Origin of the sequence: Exiguobacterium sp. N5 (genome assembly GCF_025842465.1) — a bacterium.
Taxonomy (GTDB): Bacteria; Bacillota; Bacilli; order Exiguobacteriales; family Exiguobacteriaceae; genus Exiguobacterium; species Exiguobacterium profundum.
This window is the reverse complement of the sequence record NZ_JAPAEP010000001.1, coordinates 2,002,251-2,022,397: the sequence shown is the minus strand read 5'-3', so window position 1 is coordinate 2,022,397 and position 20,147 is coordinate 2,002,251. Positions and strand designations below refer to the sequence as shown.

Annotated in this window: 27 protein-coding genes and 1 riboswitch; of the genes, 20 read left to right on the top strand and 7 right to left on the bottom strand. The window is 46.9% G+C overall.

Annotated elements, in window-relative coordinates; genetic code table 11:
- Positions 1 to 223 precede the first annotated feature (223 nt).
- Complete coding sequence (locus OKS35_RS10475; protein WP_264093019.1) at positions 224 to 1,207, top strand: M23 family metallopeptidase; 984 nt, start codon at positions 224 to 226, stop codon at positions 1,205 to 1,207.
- Positions 1,208 to 1,251: 44 nt separating this feature from the next.
- On the opposite strand, the gene OKS35_RS10470 is transcribed toward OKS35_RS10475, so the two are convergent.
- Positions 1,252 to 1,797, bottom strand: coding sequence for a TraR/DksA C4-type zinc finger protein (locus OKS35_RS10470; RefSeq protein WP_214815246.1), 546 nt, complete (start codon positions 1,795 to 1,797; stop codon positions 1,252 to 1,254).
- A gap of 152 nt (positions 1,798 to 1,949) precedes the next feature.
- Between OKS35_RS10470 and OKS35_RS10465 the strand changes: the two genes are divergently transcribed.
- The 4 genes from OKS35_RS10465 to OKS35_RS10450 are packed head-to-tail and all read left to right on the top strand — an operon-like array spanning position 1,950 to position 3,605.
- Complete coding sequence (locus OKS35_RS10465; RefSeq protein ID WP_214685232.1) at positions 1,950 to 2,474, top strand: GrpB family protein; 525 nt, start codon at positions 1,950 to 1,952, stop codon at positions 2,472 to 2,474.
- Positions 2,475 to 2,531: 57 nt separating this feature from the next.
- Positions 2,532 to 2,828 (top strand): hypothetical protein, encoded by a 297-nt coding sequence (locus OKS35_RS10460; protein ID WP_078147826.1) that lies wholly within the window; start codon positions 2,532 to 2,534, stop codon positions 2,826 to 2,828.
- Positions 2,829 to 2,830: 2 nt separating this feature from the next.
- Positions 2,831 to 3,304, top strand: a complete 474-nt coding sequence (locus OKS35_RS10455) for a GNAT family N-acetyltransferase (protein ID WP_264093017.1) — start codon at positions 2,831 to 2,833, stop codon at positions 3,302 to 3,304.
- Positions 3,305 to 3,308: 4 nt separating this feature from the next.
- Positions 3,309 to 3,605, top strand: coding sequence for a hypothetical protein (locus OKS35_RS10450; protein ID WP_214758021.1), 297 nt, complete (start codon positions 3,309 to 3,311; stop codon positions 3,603 to 3,605).
- Positions 3,606 to 3,650: 45 nt separating this feature from the next.
- Here the strand turns inward: OKS35_RS10450 and OKS35_RS10445 are convergent, their stop codons facing one another.
- From OKS35_RS10445 to OKS35_RS10435, 3 genes are all read right to left on the bottom strand, one after another.
- Complete coding sequence (locus OKS35_RS10445) at positions 3,651 to 4,508, bottom strand: pirin family protein (RefSeq protein WP_078147824.1); 858 nt, start codon at positions 4,506 to 4,508, stop codon at positions 3,651 to 3,653.
- Positions 4,509 to 4,613: 105 nt separating this feature from the next.
- The gene (locus tag OKS35_RS10440) at positions 4,614 to 5,879 is read right to left on the bottom strand and encodes a hypothetical protein (protein ID WP_264093015.1); all 1,266 of its coding nucleotides are present in this window, start codon (positions 5,877 to 5,879) and stop codon (positions 4,614 to 4,616) included.
- 286 nt (positions 5,880 to 6,165) lie between these two features.
- Complete coding sequence (locus tag OKS35_RS10435) at positions 6,166 to 7,062, bottom strand: aldo/keto reductase (protein WP_264093014.1); 897 nt, start codon at positions 7,060 to 7,062, stop codon at positions 6,166 to 6,168.
- Positions 7,063 to 7,210: 148 nt separating this feature from the next.
- Here OKS35_RS10435 and OKS35_RS10430 point away from each other — a divergent pair, with 148 nt between their 5' ends.
- From OKS35_RS10430 to OKS35_RS10415, 4 genes are all read left to right on the top strand, one after another.
- Complete coding sequence (locus OKS35_RS10430) at positions 7,211 to 7,822, top strand: serine/threonine protein kinase (RefSeq protein ID WP_074035436.1); 612 nt, start codon at positions 7,211 to 7,213, stop codon at positions 7,820 to 7,822.
- An 81-nt stretch (positions 7,823 to 7,903) separates the two neighbouring features.
- Positions 7,904 to 8,233 (top strand): four-helix bundle copper-binding protein, encoded by a 330-nt coding sequence (locus OKS35_RS10425; protein ID WP_264093013.1) that lies wholly within the window; start codon positions 7,904 to 7,906, stop codon positions 8,231 to 8,233.
- Positions 8,234 to 8,325: 92 nt separating this feature from the next.
- The gene (locus OKS35_RS10420) at positions 8,326 to 8,838 is read left to right on the top strand and encodes a GNAT family N-acetyltransferase (protein WP_031421949.1); all 513 of its coding nucleotides are present in this window, start codon (positions 8,326 to 8,328) and stop codon (positions 8,836 to 8,838) included.
- A gap of 66 nt (positions 8,839 to 8,904) precedes the next feature.
- Positions 8,905 to 9,243: a zinc ribbon domain-containing protein YjdM gene (locus tag OKS35_RS10415; RefSeq protein ID WP_031421951.1), complete on the top strand. Its 339-nt coding sequence runs from the start codon at positions 8,905 to 8,907 to the stop codon at positions 9,241 to 9,243.
- A 37-nt stretch (positions 9,244 to 9,280) separates the two neighbouring features.
- Here OKS35_RS10415 and OKS35_RS10410 read toward each other — a convergent pair whose 3' ends face one another.
- Positions 9,281 to 10,738: an aldehyde dehydrogenase family protein gene (locus OKS35_RS10410; protein ID WP_264093012.1), complete on the bottom strand. Its 1,458-nt coding sequence runs from the start codon at positions 10,736 to 10,738 to the stop codon at positions 9,281 to 9,283.
- A 90-nt stretch (positions 10,739 to 10,828) separates the two neighbouring features.
- Between OKS35_RS10410 and OKS35_RS10405 the strand changes: the two genes are divergently transcribed.
- Together OKS35_RS10405 and OKS35_RS10400 are read left to right on the top strand one after the other, a co-directional pair.
- The gene (locus OKS35_RS10405; protein ID WP_143180215.1) at positions 10,829 to 11,083 is read left to right on the top strand and encodes a hypothetical protein; all 255 of its coding nucleotides are present in this window, start codon (positions 10,829 to 10,831) and stop codon (positions 11,081 to 11,083) included.
- A 228-nt stretch (positions 11,084 to 11,311) separates the two neighbouring features.
- Positions 11,312 to 11,989: a YjjG family noncanonical pyrimidine nucleotidase gene (locus OKS35_RS10400; RefSeq protein WP_214690367.1), complete on the top strand. Its 678-nt coding sequence runs from the start codon at positions 11,312 to 11,314 to the stop codon at positions 11,987 to 11,989.
- A gap of 2 nt (positions 11,990 to 11,991) precedes the next feature.
- Here the strand turns inward: OKS35_RS10400 and OKS35_RS10395 are convergent, their stop codons facing one another.
- Positions 11,992 to 12,441 (bottom strand): NUDIX hydrolase, encoded by a 450-nt coding sequence (locus tag OKS35_RS10395; RefSeq protein WP_074035444.1) that lies wholly within the window; start codon positions 12,439 to 12,441, stop codon positions 11,992 to 11,994.
- 55 nt (positions 12,442 to 12,496) lie between these two features.
- Between OKS35_RS10395 and OKS35_RS10390 the strand changes: the two genes are divergently transcribed.
- From OKS35_RS10390 to OKS35_RS10380, 3 genes are read left to right on the top strand one after another with little or no spacing between them, the layout of a single operon-like run.
- Positions 12,497 to 13,099 (top strand): pentapeptide repeat-containing protein, encoded by a 603-nt coding sequence (locus OKS35_RS10390; protein ID WP_159563099.1) that lies wholly within the window; start codon positions 12,497 to 12,499, stop codon positions 13,097 to 13,099.
- On the top strand, positions 13,096 to 13,923 hold the full coding sequence (locus OKS35_RS10385) for an aminoglycoside 6-adenylyltransferase (RefSeq protein WP_074035448.1): 828 nt from the start codon (positions 13,096 to 13,098) through the stop codon (positions 13,921 to 13,923). The genes OKS35_RS10390 and OKS35_RS10385 overlap by 4 nt, the downstream gene beginning before the upstream one ends.
- A 50-nt stretch (positions 13,924 to 13,973) precedes the next feature.
- Complete coding sequence (locus OKS35_RS10380) at positions 13,974 to 14,126, top strand: hypothetical protein (RefSeq protein ID WP_012727577.1); 153 nt, start codon at positions 13,974 to 13,976, stop codon at positions 14,124 to 14,126.
- 8 nt (positions 14,127 to 14,134) lie between these two features.
- Here OKS35_RS10380 and OKS35_RS10375 read toward each other — a convergent pair whose 3' ends face one another.
- A complete protein-coding gene (locus OKS35_RS10375; RefSeq protein WP_159563097.1) occupies positions 14,135 to 14,530 on the bottom strand; it encodes an ion channel in 396 nt (131 codons plus the stop codon).
- A gap of 137 nt (positions 14,531 to 14,667) precedes the next feature.
- Positions 14,668 to 14,772, top strand: a riboswitch (TPP riboswitch).
- Positions 14,773 to 14,862: 90 nt separating this feature from the next.
- On the opposite strand from OKS35_RS10375, the gene tenA reads away from it, so the two are divergent.
- From tenA to OKS35_RS10345, 6 genes are all read left to right on the top strand, one after another.
- Positions 14,863 to 15,537: a thiaminase II gene (tenA, locus tag OKS35_RS10370; RefSeq protein ID WP_159563096.1), complete on the top strand. Its 675-nt coding sequence runs from the start codon at positions 14,863 to 14,865 to the stop codon at positions 15,535 to 15,537.
- Positions 15,534 to 16,325: a hydroxyethylthiazole kinase gene (gene thiM / locus OKS35_RS10365; RefSeq protein ID WP_078147811.1), complete on the top strand. Its 792-nt coding sequence runs from the start codon at positions 15,534 to 15,536 to the stop codon at positions 16,323 to 16,325. The genes tenA and thiM overlap by 4 nt, the downstream gene beginning before the upstream one ends.
- Positions 16,322 to 17,161 carry a bifunctional hydroxymethylpyrimidine kinase/phosphomethylpyrimidine kinase gene (gene thiD, locus OKS35_RS10360; protein WP_074035453.1) on the top strand — a complete coding sequence of 280 codons (840 nt, stop codon included), beginning with the start codon at positions 16,322 to 16,324 and terminating at the stop codon, positions 17,159 to 17,161. The genes thiM and thiD overlap by 4 nt, the downstream gene beginning before the upstream one ends.
- Positions 17,130 to 17,771: a thiamine phosphate synthase gene (thiE, locus tag OKS35_RS10355; protein WP_264093011.1), complete on the top strand. Its 642-nt coding sequence runs from the start codon at positions 17,130 to 17,132 to the stop codon at positions 17,769 to 17,771. The genes thiD and thiE overlap by 32 nt, the downstream gene beginning before the upstream one ends.
- A gap of 24 nt (positions 17,772 to 17,795) precedes the next feature.
- Positions 17,796 to 18,434, top strand: coding sequence for an SDR family oxidoreductase (locus OKS35_RS10350; RefSeq protein WP_159563092.1), 639 nt, complete (start codon positions 17,796 to 17,798; stop codon positions 18,432 to 18,434).
- 114 nt (positions 18,435 to 18,548) lie between these two features.
- Positions 18,549 to 20,114, top strand: a complete 1,566-nt coding sequence (locus tag OKS35_RS10345) for a GGDEF domain-containing protein (RefSeq protein ID WP_159563091.1) — start codon at positions 18,549 to 18,551, stop codon at positions 20,112 to 20,114.
- Positions 20,115 to 20,147 lie beyond the last annotated feature (33 nt).

The following is a 20,147-nucleotide window of genomic DNA, read 5'->3' as shown; positions in this document are numbered from 1 at the left end:
ACACTCCTTTCCATCGGTGGTATCGTCTGGGTGGGATACTATACAAAAAAACGCTAGTGAAATCCTTGTGAAGTGACACTTGAAAATATCACATCATGCTGTCATGTATGACATGAAAATGAAAAACTTCATATATTGAAATTTTTAACCCCCAGTGGTATATTCGCACATGTAGCTTTTTTGAAGCTCATGAATGTATTAATTTGGAGGGTTTATTATATATATGTGGAAACAACTCATCATGACAGTGGGTGTTGGTGTTCTCTTATTCCAAGGACAAACCGCATCTGCCGACAACATGTCCCCGCAAGACCTCGTTCAAACGGAAAAGTCATTGCAACAAACGGAGCAGCAGGTTAAAGATACGAAACAATCCATTCACGCCATTCAAACGAAGTTGAAGCAAGTCGACCATAAGGCGGAGGCATTGCGAGATAAAATTGAAGGAACTTCTAAAGAATTAGAAGAAGTGGAAGAGTCACTCGTTCCTGCAGAACAGTCGCTCTTCGCAAAAGTCGTTTCTTCGGTGTTGCCGAGTGCGAAAGCTGAGGCCGCTGAAGCGGAAGAAGCACATCAAGAGCTTGTTGAAAAGAAAAACCAAGTAAATGAAGCATTGGAGCAACTGAAAGAAGAACAAGAGCAAATTGAAGCGACACGTCAAGACGTGAAAGTGTCATATGACGAAAAGTCGAAACAATATAAGAAACAAACGAATCAGTTGAGTGATTTGAAGAAACAGTATGAAGCGATGGCACCCGATCGGTTCTTAATGCCGGCGGAAGGTCGCCTCTCTCAAGGGTTCGGTTCGGCGAGTGGACAGTTCGGATACACATTCCATAACGGTCTCGATATTGCTGCCAAAACAGGTACACCTGTATACGCCGCGGAAGCTGGAAAAGTGACAAAAGTCAGCTCCAGTGGACCTTATGGAAACCACATACAAATCGAACACAACGTAGACGGTCAAAAATGGACGACCGTGTATGCACACTTGCACAAAGTGGATGTCAAGACAGGTCAGTCAGTACGCCAAGGCGAACCGATCGGTCAAATCGGAAACACGGGCAACTCGTCAGGTCCGCACTTACACTTTGAGATTCATAAAGGGGACTACAATTTCTCGGCTAGTTCAGCTGGGAATGCCGTCGACCCGATGAAACTGGCGGAGCGCCTCGGTGGTGCTTCTCCGGTAAAAGCCACGTTTTAAGCAGACAGATGCCCTGAGCCTCTCGAATGAGGTCAGGGCATTTTTTACTGTTCGCGCGTCGGATCGTGGTTGCCTTCGCTGTCGGCAATCGTATCTGAGCTTCCGTAGTCTTCTACTTGGGAGAAGGCGTCCGTTTTTTGACCAGGTTGATCCGTTCCGTCTAACTCTTTGCGTCGAGCCGTCTCGTTCGGGTTCAACACGTCTTCTTCAACCGGTCGATCGACTTTATGCGCGTGTTCTTCCTCTTCTTGTGCCCGAGCGTGTTCGATGCAAAGGGTGGCTTCTGGAATGACTTCCAAACGGTCTAGTTCAATGTCTTTCCCACACACCTCACATTGTCCATACGTCCCATTCTGAATGGCTAATAGCGCCTTATCGACGTCACTCAAGAACTCTTCATCGAGCTCATTAAGGGCTTGGTCTCGTTCCCGTAAAAAGAGCTCTTCGCCCGAGTCGGCAGGGTGGTTGTCGTAATGAGAGAGCTCTCCTTCATCATATGTCTCTTCCCGATTATCCATGTATCCTTCGGTTTTTGCTTTTTCTTTCAATAATCGTTTTTTAAACGTTTCGATTTGTTCTTCAGTCAACATATCCATTCACTCTCCAGTTCTCAAGTCATTAATATAAGGTTTCCCATTTTATTTGTGTACAAACCATTTGAAGTGGAATCCCTCATGTCGAGCGATGTTTAGAAAGGGTATGATGAGAATAAAGAGTTCTTTTAAAAAAGGAGGAACGAATCATGCGAAAAGTCGAAGTAGTGAAATACAATCCAGAGTGGAATCAAAAGTTTGAAGAAGAGGCTGGTAAATTGAGTCGGTTATTCGAAGAGGAGCTTGTCGCGATCCATCACATTGGAAGTACATCGGTCGAAGGATTGGCGGCAAAACCAATCATCGACATGATGCCGGTCGTACGGGACATCGAACGAGTCGATGACTACACGGAGCGGATGGAGGCACTCGGGTACCGTGGACTTGGTGAATATGGGATTCCGAAGCGTCGCTATTTCCGTAAAGGAGAAGAAGAACGGACGGTTCACGTGCATGTGTTTGAAGAAGGGAATCCGGATGTCATAAGACACCTTGCCTTCCGGGATTACTTGCGAGCTTATCCTGACGTTCGCGATGCGTATGGTGAGCTGAAGCTTCAACTTGCGGCACAGCACCCAGAAGACATGGAAGGATACATTCAAGGAAAGCATGACTGGGTCATCGAGACGGAACGGTTGGCGACGAAGTGGTATAAAGAAAATCAAGACGTGTGAAACCTTTTTATGGAAATGGTCGTATAATACATCAAACCTTGAAGGGGGAGATGTCGTGTGAAACGATTTCTCGGGAAATGTGTGGAATATGCTTTGGCCGCACTTGTTTTCGTCGGTCTGTTCTTTGTCCTCCGCGCGATTGCCGGAGACTCGGACAAAGGGTACATGTTGACATTGCTCGGTACATTTTTTCTCGTCTTACCTAGTTCGCTCTTGATTGGTTACTTTTTGGCCCGTCCGCTTCAACGTCGCCTAAATGGGAAAGGAACGGAGGCTTCGAGTGAGCATACGTTGCGCGGAACTGAAAAACCGCACGGTGTAAACGAAGATCGAAACCATTCAAACTATACCTGATGATGGAGATCACATTTATCCCTACGATTGATGCCCGTCTCATCGCACGGTTGAATCGTTCCATCCATGAGCATCACGTCCATATGAATCCGACCTTTTTTGCGGAGTATGAGGAAGAGAAGATGTACGAAGCCTTTTCGACACTGATTGGAAGACCCGGCCATCACTATATGGTGATGCAGCTTGAAGCAACTCCAATCGGTTACATATGGTTCGAAGAGAAAGTGGGTGAGGCGAACGCGTTTCGTCAAGCTGTTCGCGTGGTGTATGTTCATCACATCAGTATCGACCCCATGTATCAACGGAACGGTTACGGTCGACGTGTGATGGAATGGATGGAGCAATGGGCGCTTGACCACCAATTCAAATCGATTGAACTAGATTACTGGATGAGTAATACGGATGCCGCCTCGTTTTATGGCGAAATCGGGTTCACCCCAAAACGTCAGATTGTTATGAAAAAATTGGAGGAATAACATGATGGAATTACTCACAATTGGATTAGGAATTCTCGGAGTTCTGTCGTTAGGTTGGTTCTTTTATAGTTACTGGCTCGGATATAAGGGTGGCAATATCGTCATGACCCTCGATGAGCACTATACAAAACTAGAAGAGTACGTACCTGCTATCTTGTCGAAACTATACGAAGATGGAAAGAGCGCTCACTACCTTGGCGACCGCAAGTTTGAAGTGGAGGGCAAGCGTTACGTTCTCGTCGAACGGACTGTCCCGATCGGTCATGTTCCAACACAACAGACGGTCCTACAACCAGATTGATCATAATCAGAAAAGGGAGCTCTCTAGTCGAGAGGCTCCCTTTGTTTATTTGACGGCTGGGGGACCGAACCCGCCGCTATGATAATCGCGGAAAGCTTGGCGGATTTCTTCTTCCGTGTTCATCACGAATGGACCATGCGCAATATAGTCTTCGCGAATCGGTTTTCCGGAATAGATGAGCACCCGTGTACGCGTCGTGGCCTTCAGTTGAAGTGTGCTCATCGCTTCAGATGTTTCATCGAACGTCAGTGTCGCCACATCAGTTTTACTGAGCGGGATTTTGGAAGACCCAACTTCAATTGAACCAGCGAGTACGTACAAAAAGCTGTTATGATTCGCAGGCAAGATGTGTTCGTATTCGCCACCTTCTTTCAGCGTTATTTCTGTCATCGTGATGGGGACGAGACTTTCCATCGGTCCTTTTACACCCGCAATTTCTCCGGAATAGACACGAAGCTGCCCGCCGTCGAAAGGAACGAGGGGTGCGTCCTCGACGTATACGTTCTGATAGGAAGTGGTTGTTGTTTTTAACGACTTCGGTAAATTCAACCAGAGCTGCAGCGTATGGATCAAATCATCGTCGACCGCTTCTTCGGCGTGTCTAGCGGCCCATCCGGCATTCATATACTGAACATCACCGGCGTCCAAAATCGAATGTCCCCCATGATTATCAATATGTTCTAGACGACCATCGATGACATACGTGATGGTTTGAAACCCACGATGGGGATGGTCCGAAAACGTCCCACGCTTGAACCAGTCTTCTGCCATCAAAATAAATGGATCGAACTCCTCTTTTTGTTCTGGAGGTAACACCCAGCCCTGTTGCACATGGGGATACCCGTTTTGTCGATAGGAGACGCGCCAATGATGGTTCACGTCACGTATAAATGGATTTGTCACAAAGATTCACTCCTTTCTCTTCCTATCTTCCCAAAAAATATGTCTCATCGTACTATATTTGCTTCATGAATATGCAAAAAGACAGACGCATTCGCATCTGTCAGATTAAGTGTTTTGTTCAAACAGGTTATACCACTTGATGGCATCCTCACGTAGTAGCTTAAAATGGGCGCCTGTCTCTGAATTGGTCACGTACACATCTGCACCATCATAGCTAACATCAAACGTTTGGGCGCATATCCCTTGAAATAGGGTCACATAAGGTGTGGAAGCGGTCTTGCCTGCATAGGCAGTTGCATTCGCTCGTTTGATGGCGCCAAAAATAAATTCCATTTCATCTTGACCGACATGTTGTAGGAAGGAGGCATCTTTTGATTCCGTTCCAAGGAGTGCCAAGTCATGAAAAATGACATGACGTTGACTACTTAATTTGTCGTGAATTTGTTCACTCAATTCTTTTCCATACAACAACTTGGGTTCATGATACGTCAAGGAGACGTTCTGACGATGGGCCGTTCCGTTTTTCATGAACGTAAAACTGTAGAGTGGATACTCGTGACCCGGTACAAGAACCGAAGGGAGTTGCGGAGCTGTTTTGGCTCCGAACATTTGTGAAATATGCGCTTCTTTCGGTCGCAATACTTCTTGATAGTCATTTTGATCTCGGCTCGTATAAATCGCGTATTGTAACACCTCATCAGACTTTTCTGTCCCGAGCCCGAGTGACAAATAGGGATGCCTTGTTGATTCGACAGGAATGACGAGGCGGTCTTTGGCTTCGGACGATGTAAAGGTCAGTTCAAATTCACCACTGAAAGGCATCGTGATATGGAAAAGTGTATGCTCGATCCCTTTTCTTTCTGGATAGGGCTCATTACCTATCGGCTTTTTCATCTCTTGTGCGAAATGCTCATATTCATGGGGCTCAGCAAATCGGAATTTCGGAACATCCGGATAAGGTTCGGCCGTATATTGAACATCGTTTAAACTTTCAGGAAGCGTGTTAATTTCGGTGGCATATGTGACGGAATCGAGTTGACATTGGACATATGATTTATTTTCGACAGTGAAAAAAGTTGCGGTTGGAAAAGAAGATTCGGTGGTGGCATCAGTCAACGGTTGGTTCAATGTGACCGTCCCGAGCCAATGTCTTTCACCACTTGGAATTCTTTGAATCGCGTTGTCAGGCTGACATAACTCGATAATCGCTGCACGATCCGATTCGGGTATTTCAATTTGTTGTCCGTTTGGTAACAGGGCACGTCCTTGATAATATTCAGGAGCGGGTTGGAGTCGGAGTGCGCGTTCTTCCTCGCATCCGAATAAGAAAAACAGGATGACGAGGGTACTGAAAATCAGGTACTTTTTCACATCGGTACTCTCCTTCGATGAATCACTTTCACCATTCTAGCACCAATTTTTTGTGACTTTAGTCTTAGGAAAATTAATTTGTTATTTCGAAAAAAAATCAAAAAAACCGTCCAACTTGAACTGGACGGGGGATAAAACCATTTATGACTTATTTTTACTTTTTAACTTTTTTTGTATGTCGATTTTTGACGAAAAAACGTTGATATTACGAGACATTGAAAAAAGCCGATTATTCTTCTAAATTATCACTTTATAATTCAGTGGGATTTATTTGATGAAGTTTCCTTCAATCAACATCTCGACCGCGTGCCGACTTCAAAATTTCGAACCATTCTTCACGAGTGAGGTCGATTTGAAGGGCGTCGACTCCTGTCTGAACGCGCTCAATTTTTCCGGATCCGATAATCGGCATAATGTTCGCAGGGTGTTTGACGAGCCATGCATACACAATCGAGTCAATTCCGCTTGCATTGTGACGTGCACGAATTTCCTCGAGTTTTTCACGAAGGGGTGCATACAGTTCATCTTTGAAGAGTTGACCACCGGCTAGTGGACTCCAAGCCATAAGTGGCATTCGTTTTTCGTGACACAAATCGACCGATCCATCCTCAAAATGTTTCAATTGCATCGGAGAGAGTTCGAGTTGATTCGTCACAAGTTGGAATGGAAGACGAGATTGAAGCAAGTTCTGTGTAGCCGGAACATGGTTAGATACACCGAACTCACGTACTTTACCACTATCGCGCAAGATGATGAAGGCTTCGGCCACTTCATCCGGATTCATCAGCGGATCTGGACGGTGGATGAGTAATGTATCAATGTGGTCAATGGCCAACTCTTTTAACGAACGCTCTACTTGCGCGATGATATGCTCTTTTGTCGTATCGTAATAATTGAGTGTTTGACCTGGGTTAAATGACCCCGTCAATTTAATTCCTGTCTTTGTGACGATCTCCATTTGGTCTCGGAGTTCAGGCTTTAACTTTAAGGCTTCTCCAAATAAACCTTCACATGTGTAACCGCCATAAATGTCTGCATGGTCGAATGTCGTGATGCCAAGCTCGAGACATTGTTCGATGAATGTGAGGCGTTCCTGTGGGGTCATGTCCCAATCAGCGAGCCGCCACATCCCATGGACGATGCGTGAGAATGATAATTCTTCTGTCAAAGCGATACGTTGCATTATAACTCCTCCTTGGTTGTCAGTCGCTCTTCATTATACGTCTTACGAGAATGGACGTCACTTGTCACCTACTCAAGCAGTTTTGGCGTCAAATGAGCTTGTATGCGCTATGATGAGAGGGAAGAGAAATAGGAAAGAGGCGTGACAGATGAGTGACTATGAACAATATGCGGACGTCACCTTCGAACAGGTGGGTGACTCGTTTCAGGTAGCCTCGATGCACCCAGATCTTCGTTTACATGGGATTGGACGAAGTGCGGCCGTGTTTCGTTTAAAGGAAAAGGATCGTGTCATTAAAGTGTTCTTTCCAGGTTATGAACAAATCGCAACCGAAGAGGCAGCAATCTATGAAAAACTTAAGGGACTCCCTTACTTTCCGAAGTGCTATGATTCTGGTCCGTCATATTTAGTGATGGATTACATCGAAGGAAAGACGCTGTTTGAGTGTCTGACGGAAGGCGTCTGGATTGACCCTTCTTACATCGAGGTAGTGGATGAAGCGCTTCGACAGGCACGTTTACTAGGACTGACACCATCGGATGTCCACTTGCGTAATATCATTTTGACGCCAAACGGACAGATATTCTTGATTGATTTGGCACGCTTCAGACAAGGGCAACAAATCGATCATCAGTGGGAAGACTTGAAACGAATGTATCGATTATATCGCTATCGTTTCATGCCGAAACAATATGACGAGACATTACTGAATCGAATCGCTTACTTGTATCGCAGGTTCGTGAACGATCCGGATTCTTGAGCCGGATCGTTTTTCTTTTGCCGATTAGGGAACAGGAGTAACGTGTCCGAAATTGCAGAAGAAACGAAAGGGGAATGATGTATGGCTCATCGTATCTATGCGAACGAAATCGAAATGCTCCACGAATGTGTGGAAACGTGCAACTATTGTCTGGAATCTTGTTTAGAAGAAAAAGATGTACAGATGATGGTTGATTGTATCCGACTGGATCGGGAATGTGCCGCTGCCTGTGCGTTTCTTGCGGAAGCGATGACGCGTGATTCGGCATTCGTTCCTGAACTCGCGCGAGCGTGTGCAGTCATCTGTAAAGCATGCGCACAGGAGTGCGGGAAACATAAGCACGCACATTGCCAGGAATGCGCAAGAGTTTGTACAGAATGCGCCTCAATGTGTGACCGCTTGGCCGCATGATTTGAGTGACCGGTTGATGGGACCGGTCACTTTTTTCGTGTCTTTTGAAGAGGGGATTCGTATAATGAAAAAAACGAAAAGGTGGTATGGGGATGATTCGCAATTGTCGACGAGATGATCTTCAAATGATTTTACATATTTACAATGATGCGATTGTAAACAGTACGGCCGTCTATCACTATCAACCGGTGACACTCGAGAATCGAGTGGCATGGTATGAGGAGAAGAAAGAGCAAGATTGTCCAATCATCGTATGGGTAGAGGATGACGTCGTCATGGGGTTTGCGACGTTCGGTCCGTTCCGTCCGTGGCCAGCGTACCATTATACGGTTGAACATTCTGTATACGTGCATCCCGGTTACCGCGGGAAAGGCATTGGCAACAAACTGTTAAAAGAAATCATCCGTATCGCCGAAGTGAGAGGAATGAAAACGGTGATTGGTGGAATTGACGCATCGAACGTGACGAGTATCCGTGCGCATGAAAAAGTTGGATTCGTTCATTCCGGTACGATTCGAAATGCCGGATATAAATTCGGCAAATGGCTCGATTTATCGTTTTATCAACTTGATTTAGAAGGTCCTGCATCGCCTACCGAAGAGTGAACGGTCTAGAAAGATGGAGCCACCATACGATATACTGGAACGAGTGAATCGAATGGAGGAAATAGAATGACTGAGTACCCGAATTGCCCAAAATGCCAATCATCTTATGTGTACGAGGATGGCCCGTTGCTTGTATGCCCAGAATGTGCCTATGAATGGTCACCGAGTGAGGCGGCAGAAGCAGAAGCAGCGTCACAAATCAAAGATGCGAACGGAAACCCGCTTCAAGACGGAGACACTGTCACCGTGATCAAGGATTTGAAAGTGAAAGGAACCTCGCTTGTCGTCAAACAAGGAACGAAAGTGAAGGGGATTCGACTCGTGGAAGGTGACCATGATATCGACTGTAAAATCGAGGGACTTGGTGCGATGAAACTGAAGTCGGAGTTCGTGAAGAAAATCTAAAAAAGTGTTTCGGCGAGTTGCCGAAACACTTTTTGTATTACGAGAAGAACGGTTTGTACTCGCGACGTTCATGCATGATGGACACCCATTGAAGCGTCGTGAACTCTTCGAGTACCCATTCACCGTTGAAGCGTCCGAGACCAGAGTTTTTCTCGCCTCCGAACGGCATGTGCGGTTCATCGTTGACCGACTGATCGTTGACGTGAATCATGCCAGTTTCGACTTTTCGTGCAAAATTGGTTGCACGGTAAACCGAGCCATGAACGGCACCGCTCAATCCGTACGGTAATTCGTTCGAAAGACGAACAGCCTCTTCGTCATCTTTAAACGAAAGGATGACCGCGACCGGACCGAATATTTCGTTTTTCGCGAGCGGCATGTCATTCGTGACGCCACTGAGGACGGTCGGTTCGAGGATGTTGCCGTCCGCTGTCCCGCCAGTATGAACGGTCGCACCGGCATCAACCGTTTTCTCGATTTGGTCTAAGATGCGATCGACTTGATCGTGGTCGATGAGCGGGCCGACTTGTGTATCTTTTTCATTCGGGTCACCCGCTTTCAACTGTTTAACGCGCTCGACATAGCGCTCCACGAATTCGTCATGAATCGACTCGGCGACGAGGATTCGGTTCGTCGACATACAGATTTGTCCTTGGTGGAAGAACTTGCTATAGACGGCTGATTCGACGGCACGGTCGAGGTCGGCATCATCGAGAACGACAAACACGTTATTCCCACCGAGTTCAAGTGCTGTTTTCTTCAACAAACGACCTGCCTTTTCCGCAATCCCTTGACCGACCTCGGTCGAACCTGTGAACGAGATGAGGCGCGGGATTGGGTGTTCGACGATGGCGTCCCCGATTTCAGACCCTCGTCCGACGACAACGTTGAGCACACCTTTTGGAAGTCCTGCTTCTTCGAAGAGGGATGCGAATAGGAGACCACCCGTGACTGGTGTCGCCGTAGCCGGTTTGACGACGGCCGTATTCCCCGTCGCGAGAGCTGTCACGATTGAACGGACAGCCAAGTGGAACGGGAAGTTCCATGGGCTGATGATGCCGATGACCCCAAGTGGTTTGCGATATACCCGGTTCTCTTTATTCGGAACGATCGAAGGTTTGATGAGCCCGTCCATACGGAAAGGGAACGTCGCGGCTTCTTTGATGATTGCCATTGATGCAGCGAACTCACTCTCTGCTTTGATACGTGTACTACCGGACTCTTTCACGAGCCAGTCGACGATAAAGTCTTTGTTGTCCAACGTCAGCTGGGCAAACTTCTCAATCAACTCACGTCGTGCTTGTGGAAGCATGTCGGCCCAGTCCGTCTGAGACGCTTTCGCTGCTTCATAAGCACGATTCAAGTCCTCTTCATCCGCTGATTGAATCGAGAAGAGAGTCTCGTTCGAGAATGGATTGACGTTGTCGATCGACTTTTCACTTGATCCATTTACCCACTCACCATTGATGTACATGTTCGTAAAATCTGTATGCATATTTGAACACTCCTTTGTTTTTTCTTCACCATAAGAAGTATTCACTTGTTTTAGAAAAATAAACATATCAATGTATTGGATTTGGTAAACTTGAATCAAGTAAATTCAACAAGTTTAGGAGCAGACGATGAAAACTTGCTGTGTGAGTTTATTCCTCTTCGTGCCTTGGGCATTTTTTGTGGCGGCAATGGATTATGTATGGGGTTTTCCATTTGGATATTTGATTGTACCGGTGATCATTTGGTGGGTAACAAAACAATCTTTGAGGCATTTGCAAATACGCTTTGTATTAGCTTCCTTGCTTGGATCGTATGGTGTGTCGGTTTATTTGGCCTACTTGTTTGAGAACGATTGAGGATACTTCTTCAAGCCGTTAACGCTCAGTGGGGTTGTTCACGCATGGTCGGTCGCGATATTGATTGGGGTACTCGTGATTCTGATTAATCATGGGGGTCAAAAATCAAACGAGTCATCTAATAGACATTGAGAGGGGGGATGCATGATATCTCCCTTTTTTGATGTTCGTTTCTACTTCCTGTACAGTTAAGACGAAGAGAGGGGGTAGAAAGAAATATGAAACGTTATGAAGCGATTTTATTTGATATTGATGACACACTACTAGATTTTAAACAAAGTGAACATGTCGCCTTGGAACAGTTACTTGCATCCTACAACGTCCGGATGACGGATGAAGTGAAGTCGCGCTATGTCGACATCAACACGGACCTGTGGCGTGCGTTTGAGCGCGGCGAAGTGGACCGGGAAGAAGTGCTCATCGGTCGTCACACGAAACTGTTCGATTCGCTCGGTCTCACGGTCGATGGACCATATGTCGAACAGCAATATCGAGACTATTTACATGCAGGCGTGCACATGGTTGATGGTGCTTTGGAGGTCGTGCGAAAGCTGAGCAACGATTATCCGCTCTATATCGTCACAAACGGTGTGACGGAGACGCAATTCAAACGGTTAGAGTCATCTGGACTATTGCCGTACTTCCAAGATGTCTTCGTATCGGATGCGACCGGCTCGCAAAAACCGATGAAACCGTTTTTCGACTACGTCTTCGACCGAATCCCGAATGTAGCGCCAGAGAAAGGTTTGATTATCGGTGACTCGGTCACGGCAGACATCGCCGGTGGGCGGATGTATGGTTTGGATACGTGCTGGTTCAATCCGAACGAAGTGGCTGCGACGATTGAGTCAACGTATGAGATTCGACATTTAAACGAGTTGAAATCGCTACTCTAAGTTCAAGCTGGATTGAGTGAATGAGTTGGCAAACGGTTCGGGAGTTGAGCGAGTATTTCCGGATAAAGCGTGACGTCTTGTAGACGGTCAAGCTTTATCCAACGATAAATCAGGTGATCTCCTTCAGGTCCATAAAAGTCTCCGTCTTGGAGCGGGAGGTCACCGTCTACATAAAAGTACAGTCCAATCTCATGAAACGGCTGATTGTTGTACGTAAATAAGTTCTCGTGCACGAAAGCGAACGTGGTATCAGTCACGTGCATGTTCAACTCTTCATGTAGCTCGCGTGCGAGGGCGGTTGCGGCTTCTTCACCGAGCGTGACGCGCCCCCCGGGTAATGCCCAAAAGTCATCTCGGATGTTTCGGTGAATCAATAAGTGACCGTCTTTCACAAAAATACCAGCAACGCGGTAATTGAAAACGCCGTGTTCAGTAGGAAATACGAGATCCATCTATATCACTTCCAATCATTGTAATCTGTTCTAGTATACCTGAAGGAGGGATCATATGTTTCAACCACATACGCAATATCGAGATGAAGATTTCCGTGACGTGACACTCCGTGACGAAGTGTTGTCACACGTCACGTTCGAGAACTGTCGCTTCACATACGTCGATGCGACGGAACTACAGACGGAGCGCTGTCAGTTCATCAACTGCGACTTCACGGATTCGAAATGGAATGCGTCCCGTCATGTCGGGAGTTCATTTTTAAACTGTCAATTTCATGGTGCCAATTTGTTCACGAGTGAGTTTGAACAATGTAAAATGACGGGATCTTCCTTTGAGGAGAGTCAGTTTGAAGGCGTCCGGGTAACGGAAGGGGATTGGTCATTCGTCAACCTTCGTCACGTGTCGCTCAAGAAGATGGATTGGTCCCACGTTCGTTTGGTCGAGGCGGACCTGTATGGAACGGACTTGACCGAAACGGTTTGGCATCAGGCGGACTTGTCACGGGCGACACTTCAACATGCGGTGTGCCGTGGCGCCGACTTCAGAGGAGCACTTGTCGACGGGGTTGATTTTTCGAACGTGACGTTACAACAAACAAAACTAGACGCGATGCAGGCGATTCAAGTCGCGCGCTCATTGGGGGCGATTGTAGAATGAAACCAGAACAAATCATTGAGCAATTGACTGCGTTCGCAAAAGAACGTGAACACATTCGAACGGTCGTCTTGAACGGCTCACTCGTCAATCCGAACATCCGACCAGACCCGTACCAGGATGTCGACCTTGCCTTTTATGTGGAAGACGTCCGAGCGGTTGCGGTCGATCGCTCATGGATTGACACGTTTGGAGAGGTCTTGATCATGCAGACACCTGAAACGACTGATTCCGAACGACATATAACGTTTTTAGTGCAATATGTGGACGGACATCGGATTGATTTGACGATTCGAAGTGTGGATCAACTTGAAACCATGCTTGAAGCCGACTCGCTCAGTCAAATAATCTTTGACCGAGATCATCATCCGGTCGTCACGCCTTCTGACCTGTCGTATCGCGTGAAACGTCCGTCTGCTGACGAGTATGCGGCATGTTGGAATGAGTTTTGGTGGGTGTCACTTTATGTTGTCAAAGGAATCAAGCGACACCAGGTGTTATACGCGCTCGACCACCTCGATATCATGCGGAATATGCTCCGTCAGATGATGGAGTGGAACATTGGCTATGCGACGGAATTCTCCGTGAATCTAGGGAAGTCCGGTGACGGGATCCGCGACCATTTGCCAGAAGAGTTATGGGAGATGCTCACGGCAACATACGCTTCAGCTGAGTTGAGTGCCATTGAAGATACACATGATCGGTTGCAGTCGCTCTTCTTCTTTTGTGCACAACGTGTCGCCGAACAAGGGGATTTCGTGTTTCGAGAAGAGGAAGCCAGACGCGTTCGTGCCGCATGTGCAACACTTCGACATTCAAACGATTAATGACGGCGAGAGCCGGGAAACGCTCCTTATAGAGAAAGGAGCGTTTTTTCATGAATCCATACACGACATTTATTGCCCTACTTGTTGGGAGTCTGGTCCTCTTTGTCGGCATTCGTCTAAAGAAATGGCCGATCATTCTGGTTGCGATGCTTCCCCTTGGTCTTGTTGCATTTAATATGTTTTTACTCATCACGGGACGATAGGAAGATTTTCACTTGTCTTTTTGATAAATCGATTTGATGAAGAAGGCACTCGGTAACAAAATACCGATGGCTCCTTCGATGATAGCGAATAATCGGGTTAAACCGACCGGTAACAAATCACCAAAGCCAATCGAAAGTAAAGTGACACCGCTAAAATACAATAAATTTTCCCAAGTCGGTTCGACGGCATTCATGGATTCGAGTGAAGTCACGAGAATGACTGAATCACGAGACAGTGCATAATAAATCAATGTGAATCCTAACATGACACCGAATAGGCTGACGAACAACTGAGTGAACAATCTTCCATCAAATCCTGTTTGCTTGTACGTTCGACGTTTGAAAAACCAAAATACGTTCAAACTGATGAACAGTAAGGCAATCGTCAATAAAATGGTATTCAATCTCTACACATCCTTTTCAGTACGAACAGAGTCAATTACCCATTCCCGTAACGAAGAATAGGAAACGGAATCAGAAAAGGTTTGCAATTGATGAAAAGATTGATAGAATGTGGTCGAAGACGACTGAATTTCATAATGTTTGCCACTAGGGGAGTCGCGTCACGCGGCTGAGATGGACATGGTCCAGACCCTTCGAACCTGATCTAGTTCACGCTAGCGTAGGGAAGTGGGCGAGACGACTCATATGGCTTCACCTAGATATGATTGTTCGAGACGCCGCTTCCGTTATGGGAGGCGGCGTCTTTTTTATCAGTTTATAAGGGGGAGTTATTATGAAATTTACAGATCACTTACGTCAAGAGGCGGATGGATTGTTTGAAGCAAGCTTTCATCACCCATTTGTTCGTTCACTCGGAGAAGGGACGCTCGATGAGAAGAAATTCAGACATTACGTCATGCAAGACTCATACTATTTGAATCAGTTTTCAAAAGTGCAGGCCAAAGGGGCAACCCTCGCTCCGACGATGGAACTATCGAGCCGCTTTTTGACGCATGCGCTACACACGATTGAGGCGGAACTCTCCCTTCATCGAGAGTTCTTTACGATGCTCAACGTGACGGATGTCGAATTGGCGACATTTGAGCCAGCACCGACCGCTTATGCATATGCCCTTCATATGCAACAGGCAGGACCGACTCTCGGGGACGTATTGGCGTCAATCCTTCCGTGTTATTGGGTGTATTACGAGATTGGAGAACGTCTTAAAGACAAGCGTCCTGATCATCCGATTTATTCAGCTTGGATTGCGACGTATGGTTCGGAGTGGTTCCGTGAGCTGGTGGAAGAGCAAATTGATCGGTTGGATGAACTGGCTGGTCAAGCGACAGAAGAAGAGCGCGTGCGCTATACGAAACTATTCTTGAAGAGTTGCTATTACGAAGTCGCTTTTTGGGAAATGGCTTGGACGCTTGAGTCGTGGTCATTGTCGCAGGAGGTCAACCAATGAGACATGAGATTTGGAATGAGATTCGACAGCAGGCGCCATTGATTCACAATATCACGAACACGGTCGTGGCGAACTTTTCGGCGAATGGATTGCTCGCCATCGGCGCCTCTCCTGTCATGGCGGATGCAATCGAAGAAGTAGCGGAGATGACATTCGTGAGCGATGCGCTCGTACTTAACATCGGTACACTTGGAACGATGACGGAAGCGACGATGATTCGCGCAGGTCAGGCTGCGAACGAAGCGGGATGCCCGATTATACTCGACCCGGTCGGTGTCGGAGCGACGTCATTTCGACGAGATGTGGTCGAACGCATTTTGCGTCATGTTCGTGTATCGGTCATTCGAGGGAATGCAGGAGAGATTGCGACATTGATTGGCGTCGATTGGGCGGCTCGTGGTGTCGATGCTGGTGACGGTGCATGCGAGCCTCGACAATTGGCGCTTGAAGCAGCGAGACGATACGGATGTGTCGTGGCCGTGACAGGAAAAGAAGATATGGTAAGTGACGGGAACGTCGTTATGGAAATACATGGCGGGACGAAACGCATGACCGAGACGACCGGTACGGGATGTTTACTCAGTGCAGTGGTCGGGGCTTGCTTAGCAGTCGAAAAGAACACCCTTAAAGCGACGGTGACCGCCATGTCAGGCTACGCCTATTGCGGTGAGTTGGCGAGTGAACGGGCTGAAGGACCGGGAGACTTCCCGATTCACTTTTTAAATGCGCTCCATCAATTGGCACAGCATACCATCCCGACGAATCGAATTGAGGTGTCGACATCATGAGACCTCAAGTGTTGACGATTGCAGGATCTGACTCAGGAGGAGGGGCCGGTATTCAAGCCGATCTTAAAACGTTTCAAGAACTCGGTGTATTCGGGACGAGCGTGTTGACTGCGATTACCGCTCAAAACACACTTGGGGTCCATGGAATCGAGGCGATTTCCACGGAAATGATTATCCGACAAATTGATGCGGTAGCGGATGATTTTAACATCACCGCCTGTAAAACCGGGATGTTGGTGGACGCTGAACGAATTGAAGCGGTAGCGAAGGGGCTCGAACGATATCGTTTCGAACATGTAGTAGTCGATCCGGTCATGGTGGCGAAAGGTGGCGCTTCCTTGTTGCAAGTTAGTGCAGTCGAAGCACTGCGCACGAAGCTGCTACCACAGGCGACCATCGTGACCCCAAATATTCCTGAAGCAGAAGTGCTGGCAGGAATGGAAATTCGAACCGAGGCAGACCGCATGAAAGCCGCACAGGCGATTCGAGCACTTGGTGTCGATACCGTCATTATCAAAGGTGGGCATACGGATGATGTGGAGGCCGTTGATTTGATTATGAGCGAGACTGAAACGTTCTGTGTAAAAGCGCCTAGAATCCAAACGAAAGATACGCACGGGACGGGATGTACGTTCTCTGCCGCATTGACGGCCGAACTAGCGTATGGGAAGACACTACGCCAAGCCGTCGTAGATGCGAAGCAGTTTATTCATCAGGCGATTGCACATGGATTATCGATTGGACAGGGGCATGGACCGACGAATCATTGGGGACATCGTTTAGCGAAAGAAGAGGTGATTACCGTTGACGTTCTGTACGAAACAAGCGCTCGCTAAGCAGCTTCGCCTTTACTTTGTGTGTGGAACGACGGACGCGTCCGATTTGGTGGCGACCGTCAAAACGGCACTTCGATGTGGTGTGACATGTTTTCAATTTCGCGAAAAAGGTAAAGATGCATTGTATGGAGATAAAAAAGAAGCGATGGCAAGGACGCTCCAACGTCTGTGTCGAGAAACGGGTGTTCCGTTCATAATCAACGACGACGTCGACTTGGCGCTCGCGATTAACGCGGATGGCATTCACGTCGGACAAGACGACTTACCTGCCAAACAGGTTCGAGAACGGCTAGGACCAGATAAATGGTTGGGGGTGTCTGTCCATACGATGGAGGAAGTCAGAACGGCTCTTCCATTTGCAGATTATGTCGGCATTGGTCCGATTCATGAGACGCAAAGTAAACTGGATGCAGGACATGTGCGTGGCACGGAACTGATTCAACAAGTTCGCCATCACTATCCACTGCTTCCGATTGTGGGGATCGGAGGTATTCGTCCAGAGCATGTGCCTTCAATCATTCGTGACGGGGCAGACGGCGTTGCCGTCATTTCTGCCATTGCTTCTGCACCGGATGTAGCAACGGCTACCCGGCGTTTCGCTTGTCTCTGAATTCATTTTTGAGGAGGAAGACAGATGAACGTATTTGTAATCGGTGCAAACGGTCAAATTGGCCATCAATTGGTGGAGAAGTTACACAAGGAAGGAAAGCATCACGTCACGGCGATGGTGCGTAAAGAAAAACAACTCGAGGATTTTAAGTCAAAAGGGTACAATGCGGTACTCGGTGACCTCGAAGGTTCAGTAGATGATTTGCAAAAAGCGATTGATGGAATGGATGTTATCGTATTCGCGGCAGGTTCTGGTGGAAGTACTGGAGCAGACAAGACACTCTTGATCGACCTAGACGGTGCAGCGAAGAGTATCGAAGCAGCACAAGCGAACGGGAACATCAAACACTTCGTCATGGTCAGTGCCTTGAAAGCGGAGGATCGCTCAGCTTGGCCAGATTCGATGAAGCCGTACTACGTAGCGAAGCATCATGCAGATCGTTTACTCGAACAGAGTGGACTCACGTACACGATTGTTCGTCCGGGTGCATTGACAGATGATGCGGGAACGGGCAAAGTGAACACGAAATTCGAGGGAAGTGGAGAGATCCCACGCGAAGACGTCGCATCATTCTTGGTGCATGTCCTTCATAACCATTCAAACGTGCAGAACAAAGCAATTGATTTGATCAAAGGGGATACCCCAATCGAAGAAACGCTATAAGTGTGTGACATCAAAAACGGGATGAGAAAACCATCCCGTTTTTTGTTGCGTTAAAGAGGGAAAAGAACGCAGGATAACGAAATAGAAGAATACGAACAGGTGAGGAGGTTCCGCATGACCGAGATGTTCATTTATCTGGCGGTCTATTTGTTGCCGTCATTTTTACTCGGCTTTTTAGCACTCGATGTCTTTCAACGAAATCCGAATAAAGTCGAGCATCGTTTGCTGAGCCTGTTTGTGTTCGGTTATTCGATGCTCTTCTTGGCTGAATTTGTCCGCCATCTATCGCCGATTGAATACAGTCCGGCACTCATTGCCTATTGGTTTGGGAACGCTGGGATTTTCATTTTTATCTTCTCTGTTCATTTCATATTAAGTATCACAGGCGTCGGCGCAAAGGCACCGAAGTGGTTGTATCCATGGGTCGTCTATTTACCATTGATTCCTGTTGTGTTGACGTATGTCCGTCAGGAGAATATCATCAACAGTCAACAGTTTGAACAAGTAGGCATTTGGATTTATCCTGAGTTCAACTCATCGTATTTAACTACGTTGACCGTCGGAAACATTTTTCATCTATTGATTATTGGTCTCATTTTTTATGCATTGAAGCGTGCGGAACGAAGAGAACACCAACGCGTATTGCGCATGCTTTTTTGGACTGCAAATGCCGTACTAATATGGGATATTGTATTCGGCTACTTTCAATTTCGTGGGTTGATCCCACCCTATTCATACATGTATGGGGGGCTTGTTTGGGCGGTAGCATTGGTCGTTGCGATGAATCGTTTAGACTTCTTAACCTCTTATGTAAAACGATATGGGACACTTTATAATTTAAATCCATCCGCCATCTTGTTGATTGACCCGGATGGGAGGGTGGAAAGTGCGAATCCGGCCGCACGCACGCTATTTCATACTGTCCGTGTCGTGAATGAACGGTTTATCGATTTGTTGCCAGAAAAGAAAAAAGCAGAGTGGATGGAACACTACAGCCAACATTTTCGGACACGTAAAAAGTTTATAGAGTTTGAAACGAAGATTATGACAAAGTCTGGGCAAGAGCTTTACGTCGTCATCGATGGTGATTTTGTCGATATCGACCGCACGATTCACGGGATGATTATCATTCGGGATGTCCACTCGTTTAAAGAGGCCGAGCAAACAATCCGATTCTTTGCCTATCATGACCCACTGACGAAGCTGGCGAACCGACGTGCATTTTATGAACGCGCAGACCAGGCGTTGCTTAGTTCCTCGATGCTGTCTTTATTGATTATTGATTTGGACGGTTTTAAAGCAGTCAATGATACGTACGGTCACCAGATTGGAGATTATTTCTTAACTCATTTGGGTGGATTGCTGGAAGCGTCGACACGAGACGTTGGCTTGGCCTCTCGTGTTGGCGGGGATGAGTTTTATATTTATTTAGTGGATTTAACAGAATCGGAAGTGCTTGCATTTATTCACGAACTTCAGATGACGTTAAATCAAAACCCTTACCACACGTCCGATGTGACGATTCCAATCCGTGCGAGTATTGGGGTCAGTCATGCTCCCGACCAAGGAACAAATTTAGACACGTTGATCCATAAAGCGGATCAGGCGATGTATCAGATCAAGCAAGATGGAAAAAATGATTACGCCATCTATGACGAGGCGTTACATGGTCCGAAATAAAGGGAAAATAGTAGTGTTTGATTATGGAGAGGA